Source organism: Streptomyces sp. 8L, from assembly GCF_020176795.1.
Lineage (GTDB): Bacteria > Actinomycetota > Actinomycetes > Streptomycetales > Streptomycetaceae > Streptomyces.
Window position 1 is genome coordinate 1 of the sequence record NZ_JAIUKE010000540.1, and the last position, 7,338, is coordinate 7,338.

Genomic DNA, 7,338 nt, shown 5'->3' on the forward strand with positions numbered 1-7,338 from the left:
GGGGCGGGTCGCGGGCCGGGGACGCCGGGGTCAGCTGATGCCGCGGAGCTTGGCCGCGATGATCCGCGACCGGTCCTCCTCGGCCGCGGTGCCGCTCGCGCGGGCGAGGAGCGTCTCGCGCAGCCGGTCGCCGAGCACGGCCCGCGCCCCGCCGAGCACGGCGTCGTCCTCGACGCTGGTCACCCGCACCGCCGGGTCCCAGCGGGTGTGGTTGCGGATGGCCGTACGGGTCAGCTCGGCCAGCCGCGCGCCGCCCGCGCGTCCGACCGGGCCGCCGAACACGACGAGGTCCGGGTCGAGGACCCCGAGGACCGGGATGACGCTCTGCGCCAGCCTCGGCGCGTAGACCTCCAGTACGGGTCCCGGCAGGGTCTCGCCGCCGAGCACCCGCTCGAAGAGATGGTCGGGGAAGCCGGCCTCGCGGCCGATCCGGTCGAGCGCCGCCGCTCCGAGCAGTCCTTCGAGGTCCGCCGCGTCGGTGTCCGGGCCGAGCACCCCGCGCGGCACGGGCAGGTTGCCGATCTCGCCGGCGCCGCCCGACGCACCGTGCAGGACCGTGCCCGCGACGTCGACCGCGAGGCCGATGCCGTAGCCGACCCACAACAGCGCGACGGTGGCGCCCGGTTCGAAGGCGGCGGCCCTGCGCTCCGCGACCGCCGCGAGGTTCACGTCGTTGTCGACCTGCACCTCGCAGCCGAGCGCGGCCTCCAGCTGGTGTCTGATGCTCTTGCGCGACCAGCCGGGCAGCGCCTGCACCGAACTGAGTTCGTCCGAGCGCGGGTCGACGCTGCTCGGGACGCCGACGCAGACGTGCCGGATGGCGGCGAGGCCGACGCCCGCGGACTCGCAGGCGCTGAGCACCGCGCCCGCCACGTCGCGCGCCGCGCTGCGGTCGGCGGACATGCCGGACGCGGCCTCGCTCGCGACCGGATGGGCCGAGCCCTTCAGGTCGACGAGGCCGGACCGTACGCCGTCCTGGTCGACGTTGACGGCGACGCCGTACGCGAGGTCGTTGCGCACGCCGTACAGCGCGGCGCTCGGGCCCCGGCCGATGGACTCCTCGCCGACGACCTCGATGAGCCCCTTCTCCTCCAGCCGGGCGACCATCTGGGCCGCTGTCGGCTTGGAGAGTCCGCTGCGCTCCCCGATCCCGTTCCGGCTGAGGGGGCCGTGGTCGAGCAGCAGGCGCAGGGCCGTGGCGGCGTTCTGGTCCCCGAGCCAGGACGGGGTTCCTCTGACGGCCATGAGTGCTCTCTCTCGCCCTGCGGTTCGGTTGCCAGGAACGTATCAGAAACCTTCTTTATAGAAAGGGCTCGCACACTCCGTGATGCTTTCGTTATTAAAGAAGCTGAAGAAGAGGCACCACACGACCGATCCCTGCGAACATTCCACCCCTTGAAGGACAGTTCGGGCAACCGTCTCCGCCCCCTGGTGCGAACCGACCACCCGCGCCTAGTATCCGGAAACAAAGTTGTCAGTAACGGAGAGGAGGGCGGGATGACCCAGGTCCTGCGCGTCGGGATACTCGGCAGCGGCGGCATCGCCACCGCGCCGTACGGAGTGCTGCCGAACATCCACCACTACGCGGGGCGCGTCGAGGTCACGGCCATCGCCGACACCGCCCACGGCCAGGCGCGCGCCGTCGCGGACCGGTTCGCGATCCCCGCCGCGTACGACTCGCTCGACGCGATGCTCGACGGCGCGGAACTCGACGCCGTCGTCAACCTCACCCCGATCCCGGTGCACGCCGAGACCTCCCGCCGCATCCTGGAGAGCGGCAAGCACCTGGCGAGCGAGAAGCCGCTGGCCGCGACCCTCGCGGAGGCCGACGACCTGATCGCGCTGGCCCGCGAGCGCGACCGCGTCATCGTGTGCGCGCCGCCCGACCTGCTCTACGAGCCCTACGAGCGCGCCGCACGGCTGGTCGACGAGGGCGCCGTCGGCAAGGTCGCCTTCGCGCGGGTGCGCAGCTCGCACGCGGGCCCCGGCGGCGGCCCCGCGGGCTGGCCCTCCGACCCCAGCTGGTTCTACCGGGAGGGCTCGGGACCGCTGCTCGACATGGGTGTCTACGGCATCCACGAGATCACCGGCATCCTCGGCCCGGCGCGGCGCGTGGTCGCGTTCGCCGGGATCACCGAGCCGGTGCGCACCGTGCGCGGCGGCCCGTTCCGCGGCCTGGAGATGCCGGTGACCGCGCCGGACAACTGCCTGTTCATGCTGGACTTCGGCGACTCCGCGTACGCCGTGGTCGACGGCACGTTCAACGTGCACGCCGCCAAGAGCCCCAAGGTGGAGATCTTCGGCCGCGAGGGCGTGCTCAACATCCTCCGCCCGGACGGCCCCGACCTGGAGTTCTACCGGACCGGCATCGCGGACGGCGTGGACGGCTGGGTGGAGCCCGCGGCCCCGCTCGCCCGCAACGACCGCCGCGCCACCTACGGCAGGGCGCTGCTGGTCGGCCACCTCGCGGACGTGGTGCTCGACGGCGCCACCCCCGTCCTGACCGCGGAGCACGCGCGCCACGCGCTGGAGATCATGATCGGCGTCGAGGTGTCCGCGCGCGAACAGCGCTTCGTGGACCTGACGACGACGTTCTGACGCCCACCGGCCACGGCCGCTCCCGCGGCGGCCCTCCCCCGACCCGAACCCCGCCCCCGACAGAACCAGGGGAACCAGCAGCATGACCCAGCCCATCCGCATCGGCATCATCGGCTTCGACCACTGGTACGCGGGCATCCCCTTCGCCCGCAAGGTCGCCGCGGAGCCGGCCGTCTCCCTGCACGCCCTCGTGGACCGCGACCCGGAGCGGTTCGCGCACGTCGCGGAACTCACCGGCTGCGCCAGGACGTCGACCGACCCGGCCTTCGTACTCGACGACCCCGACGTGGACGCGATCGCCTGCTTCACCAGCGTCGAGCAGAGCCCCGAGCTGTGCGTGGCGGCGGCCCGCGCGGGCAAGCACATCGTCTCGGTGAAGCCGCTGGCCGTGACGCTGCCGGACGCGGACCGGGTGGTCGAGGCGGTCGAGGCGGCCGGCGTCGTGTTCGTACCGAGCGAGTCGCGCCACACCTCGCCGCTGGCGAGGAGGCTGTCCGGCCTGGTCGAGTCCGGCCGCCTCGGGGAGCTGCGCGCCGGCACGTTCGCCATGCACAGCGGCCTGCCCGCCCGCTGGCCCGGCTCCACCGCGGGCCCCGGCTGGTGGGCCGACCCCGCGCGGACCGCGGGCGGCGGATGGATCGACCACGCCGTCTACCAACTGGACCGGATGCGGGCGCTGTTCGACTCCCCCGTCGCAGAGGTCCAGGGCACCGTCGCGAACATCGCGCATCCGGGCCTGGCCGTGGAGGACTACGGGCACGCCGTGTTCACCCTGGACAGCGGCGCGGTGGTGACCGTGGAGGACACCTGGATCGCGCCCGCCGGGGCGTCCCGCACACAGGCGCACCTCGTCGGGTCGCGGGGCGCCGTCTTCCACGACACGGCCACGGGCACCTTCGGCTTCGCGGAGGAGGGCGGCGAGTGGACGTTCTCCAAGCTGCCCACCGACACGTTCGACACCCTGGAGGTGCTCGTCGCCGCGGTCGAGGACGGCGTCCCGCCGCGGTCCACGGTGCACACGGCCCGCGCCACGCTCGCCACCTGCCTCGACTTCTACGAGGCGGCGCGGCGCGGCGGGCGGCGGGCCTGAGAGGCCGGCGGACAGCGGACGTCACGGAAGCTTTCGGACTCACGTGGAAACCAAGTACATCGTCGGTGTGGACGCGGGCGGGTCGAAGACCCGGCTGCGCTTCGCGGCACGCGACGGCGCGACCGTCAAGGACGTCACCCACCCCGCGGGCGACTGGACCAACGAGGACGCGCGCGGCAAGGCGCGGCTGATCGCGGCGCGGATCAGGGAGGTGACCTCCCTGCCCCCGGCCGCCGTCGGCATCGGGGCGCACGGCTGCGACTCGGACGCCGAGTGCGCCCGGCTGCGAGCCGAGGCGGAGGCCGAACTGGGCGTGCCCGTACGGGTGGTGAACGACGCGTTCCTGCTCGCTGAGGCCGTGCCCGAGGGCGGGCCGTGCGTGAGCCTCGTCGTCGGCACGGGTTCGATCGCGGTGGCCAGGCAAGCGGCCGGCGGCGGGTCGCTCTACGCGGGCGGCTGGGGCTGGCTCGTCGGCGACCCCGGCTCGGCCTGGGGCACGGTGCGCCGCGCCGTCCAGGCCCTGTCCGAGACGGAGAACCGCACGGGGCACGCGGACGGCGACCCGCTGCTGCCCGCGCTGCTCGCGGCGTCCGGCACCGGGTCCCTGCGCGAGGTGGTCGGGCTGATGCAGCGAACTCCCGCACGCCAGTGGGCCGGTTGGGCGCCCGCCGTCTTCGACGCGGCGGAGGCGGGCTCCCCCGCGGGACTCGCCGCGCTGCGCGGGGGCGCGGCCGATCTGGTCGCCCTGGTGGGGGATCTGCTCGCGCGCGGCGCCGACGCGCGCCGCGTGGTGGCGGGCGGCAGCGTGATCGCGGGCAGGCCGTCGCTCGCGACGCGGGTGGCGTCGGGCCTGCTGGCCGCGCACGGCCTGCCGCTGACGGTGTTCGACGGGGACCCGGTGGCCGGCGCGGTGCTGCTGGCACGCCGAACCCCCGTGCGGTGAGCGGGACTTGTTGTGACCGCCCGGGTACTTTAGGTTGGCCCGCGGGCTGGGCGGGCCGGGCGTACCTCACTCGGCGAAGAGGGCCGCCCCTTCCACCACCGCTCAGAGCTCAAGACTCAAGGCTCAAGGGGAGACGCGCTCATGGTGTTACGGCTCACGGGGTTCCCGTTCCGCTCGGCCCCGCGCGGGCACGGCTGCGGGCGCGGGGCGCTCGGCGCGGCCGCCGCCGTGGCCGCGCTCGGCCTCGCGCTCACCGCCTGCGGGAGCGGGCACGCGGGCGGGACCCCGGCCGGCGGTGGCGCAGGCGCGAAGGGCGGCGCGGGGCACGCTCTGCACACCGTCATGGGCGAGGTGACCGTCGGGCCGCATCCGCGCCGGGTCGTCGTCCTGGACACCGACGCCCTCGACTCCGCCGTCACCCTGGGCGTCAGGCCCGTCGGCGCCACCACGGTCGCCGCGGGCGCGCCCGTCTCCACGTACCTGCCGAAGAACAGCACCGCCGGGATCAAGCCCGTCGGCGTCATCGGCTCGCCCGACCTGGAGGCCGTCGCCGCGCTCAAGCCGGACCTCATCCTCGGCAGCAAGGCGCGCGACGCGAAGAGCTACCAGCAGCTCAGCGCGATCGCGCCGACCGTCTTCACCGACACCACCGGGCCCGCCTGGCGCCAGAACTTCACGCTCCACGCCCGCGCCCTGGACCGCACGGGGCGCGCCGCCGAGGTCGAGAAGGCGTACACGACGCAGGTGAAGCACGTGGTCGCGGCGCTGGGCGGGGCGGCGAAGGCCAAGTCCACGACGGTCGCCTTCGTCCGGTTCGTCGAGGGCGCGAACACCCGGCTCTACCTCAACGACACGTTCGTCGGCTCCCTCTTCCACGACCTCGGCCTCGGGCGCCCCGCCGACCAGGACCGCGACGGGTTCTCGCTCGACGTCGGCCCCGAGCAGATCGACAAGGCCGACGCGGACGTCATCTTCCGCTCCACGTACGGCGATCCGGCGAAGGCCAGGGAGACCGACATCGTCGGCGGCCCCCTGTGGCACAAGCTCACCGCCGTACGCCACGGCAGGGCGTACGCAGTGGACGACAACCTGTGGATGCTCGGCATCGGCTACACCGGGGCCGGGCAGATCCTCCGCCAGATCCAGGCCGACTACACCGGCGGCGCCGGGTCCTGAGGCGCCGCCCGCCCCGGCCGCGCCGGGCCCTCGGACGGCAGCGGATCGCGGGGCGGCGCGCCGAAGGTCGTCCACGCGGTGCGCTCGGGCACCGGCACCACCGTCCTGCCCGCCACGGCGTTGAGGATCGTCGCCGCCCGCCACGCGCCGAGCGTCAGATCGGGCGCGCCCACACCGTGCGTGTGCAGCTCGGCGTTCTGTACGTACAGCGCGCCGGGCACCGCCGGGTCGAGCGCCACCCGGTACGAGCCGTCGACCCGGTAACGGCCCCTGTCGTCCCAGTCGATCAGCTTCACCAGGCCGTCGAGGAACGCGGGCCGCACCGCCGCGTACCCGGTCGCGCAGACCACGGCGTCCGTGCGCAGGGTGAAGGCGGTGCCCTGCTCCCGGTGGCGGCAGGCCAGTTCGTAACGGCCGTCGGGAGCGGCCTCGATCCCGGCGACCGTCACACCGGGATGCAGGGCGGCAGGCGCGGGCGCGCCGCCTATCGTGCGCTCGTACAGCAGGTCGTGGATGTCCGCGAGCGTCTCCTCGCTGACGCCCTTGTAGAGCTGCCACTGCTCCCGTACGAGCCGGTCCCTGCGGTGTTCCGGCAGTGACCGGAAGTAGCGGATGTAGTCGGGCGTGAAGTGTTCGAGCCCGATCTTCGAGTACTCCATGGGCGCGAAGGCGGGGGTCCTCGCCACCCAGCGCACGTACGGCCCCGGGGCGCCGGCCCCGCCGGAACCGCCGCCGGGGTGGCCGCGCTCCTCGTAGTGCCGCAGCAGGTCGAGCACGATCTCCGCGCCGGACTGCCCGCCGCCGACGACGGTCACGTCGCGGACGCCCGCGAGTTGGTCGCGGTGGGTGCGGTAGTCGGCGCTGTGCAGGACACGCCCGGTGTGCGCCGCCGCGCGCACGTACGGCCTCAGCGGCTCGGGCACGACGGGTTCCGTACCCACCCCCAGCACCACCTGCCGCGCCAGCACGCGGGTCGTCTCCCCGCCCGGGCCCGCGCGGTAGGTGACGGCGAACGCCGCCGCGCTCTCGTCCAGGGTGATGTCGGTGACGTACGCGCCGAACCGGCACGACGGCAGGGACCGGGCGACCCACCGGCAGTAGTGGTCGTACTCGCGGCGCGGTATGTGGAAGCGCTCGGAGAAGAAGAACGGGAACATCCGGTCGTGCTCCCGCAGGTAATTCAGGTAGGACCAGCGGCTGGTGGGGTCGGCGAGGGTCACCAGGTCGGCGAGGAAGGGCACTTGCAGGACCGTGCCGTCCATCAGCAGGCCCGGGTGCCATACGAAGTCGGGTTTGGCGTCGAGGAAGAGGGCGTTGAGGCCGGGCGCCGCGTCGACGAGCGCGGCGAGGGAGAGGTTGAAGGGACCTATGCCGACCCCGACGAGGTCGTGGACGGGATGTTCTGCCATACGGAGGTCCTCCGTAGGAGTAGGAGGGGGCGGGAGAACGACGTGCACGGTCGCGGCGGTGGCTGCCGCGGTCGGATGCCGGCGGCGGCAGTCGGCCGACGGCGGTGGGTGACTGCGGTGGT

Annotated in this window: 6 protein-coding genes; 4 read left to right on the forward strand and 2 right to left on the reverse strand. The window is 73.9% G+C overall.

Annotated features, from left to right (window positions below):
- Positions 1-30: 30 nt before the first annotated feature.
- Positions 31-1,245, reverse strand: coding sequence for an ROK family transcriptional regulator (locus LCE31_RS33650; protein WP_225021265.1), 1,215 nt, complete (start codon positions 1,243-1,245; stop codon positions 31-33).
- Positions 1,246-1,497: 252 nt separating this feature from the next.
- On the opposite strand from LCE31_RS33650, the gene LCE31_RS33655 reads away from it, so the two are divergent.
- From LCE31_RS33655 to LCE31_RS33670, 4 genes are all read left to right on the forward strand, one after another.
- Positions 1,498-2,598: a Gfo/Idh/MocA family protein gene (locus LCE31_RS33655; protein WP_225021267.1), complete on the forward strand. Its 1,101-nt coding sequence runs from the start codon at positions 1,498-1,500 to the stop codon at positions 2,596-2,598.
- Positions 2,599-2,680: 82 nt separating this feature from the next.
- Entirely contained in the window at positions 2,681-3,688 is a 1,008-nt protein-coding gene (locus LCE31_RS33660) for a Gfo/Idh/MocA family protein (protein ID WP_225021269.1), read from the forward strand.
- 43 nt (positions 3,689-3,731) lie between these two features.
- Positions 3,732-4,631: an N-acetylglucosamine kinase gene (locus LCE31_RS33665; RefSeq protein ID WP_225021271.1), complete on the forward strand. Its 900-nt coding sequence runs from the start codon at positions 3,732-3,734 to the stop codon at positions 4,629-4,631.
- A 141-nt stretch (positions 4,632-4,772) separates the two neighbouring features.
- Positions 4,773-5,807: an iron-siderophore ABC transporter substrate-binding protein gene (locus LCE31_RS33670; protein ID WP_225021273.1), complete on the forward strand. Its 1,035-nt coding sequence runs from the start codon at positions 4,773-4,775 to the stop codon at positions 5,805-5,807.
- Here the strand turns inward: LCE31_RS33670 and LCE31_RS33675 are convergent.
- Positions 5,783-7,216, reverse strand: coding sequence for a lysine N(6)-hydroxylase/L-ornithine N(5)-oxygenase family protein (locus tag LCE31_RS33675; RefSeq protein WP_225021276.1), 1,434 nt, complete (start codon positions 7,214-7,216; stop codon positions 5,783-5,785). The genes LCE31_RS33670 and LCE31_RS33675 overlap by 25 nt on opposite strands.
- Positions 7,217-7,338 lie beyond the last annotated feature (122 nt).

Coding starts and splice junctions, on each gene's coding strand:
- LCE31_RS33670 (WP_225021273.1), top strand. CDS start 4,773: ATGGTGTTACGGCTCACGGGGTTCCCGTTCCGCTCGGCCCCGCGCGGG.
- LCE31_RS33655 (WP_225021267.1), top strand. CDS start 1,498: ATGACCCAGGTCCTGCGCGTCGGGATACTCGGCAGCGGCGGCATCGCC.
- LCE31_RS33650 (WP_225021265.1), bottom strand. CDS start 1,245: ATGGCCGTCAGAGGAACCCCGTCCTGGCTCGGGGACCAGAACGCCGCC.
- LCE31_RS33675 (WP_225021276.1), bottom strand. CDS start 7,216: ATGGCAGAACATCCCGTCCACGACCTCGTCGGGGTCGGCATAGGTCCC.
- LCE31_RS33660 (WP_225021269.1), top strand. CDS start 2,681: ATGACCCAGCCCATCCGCATCGGCATCATCGGCTTCGACCACTGGTAC.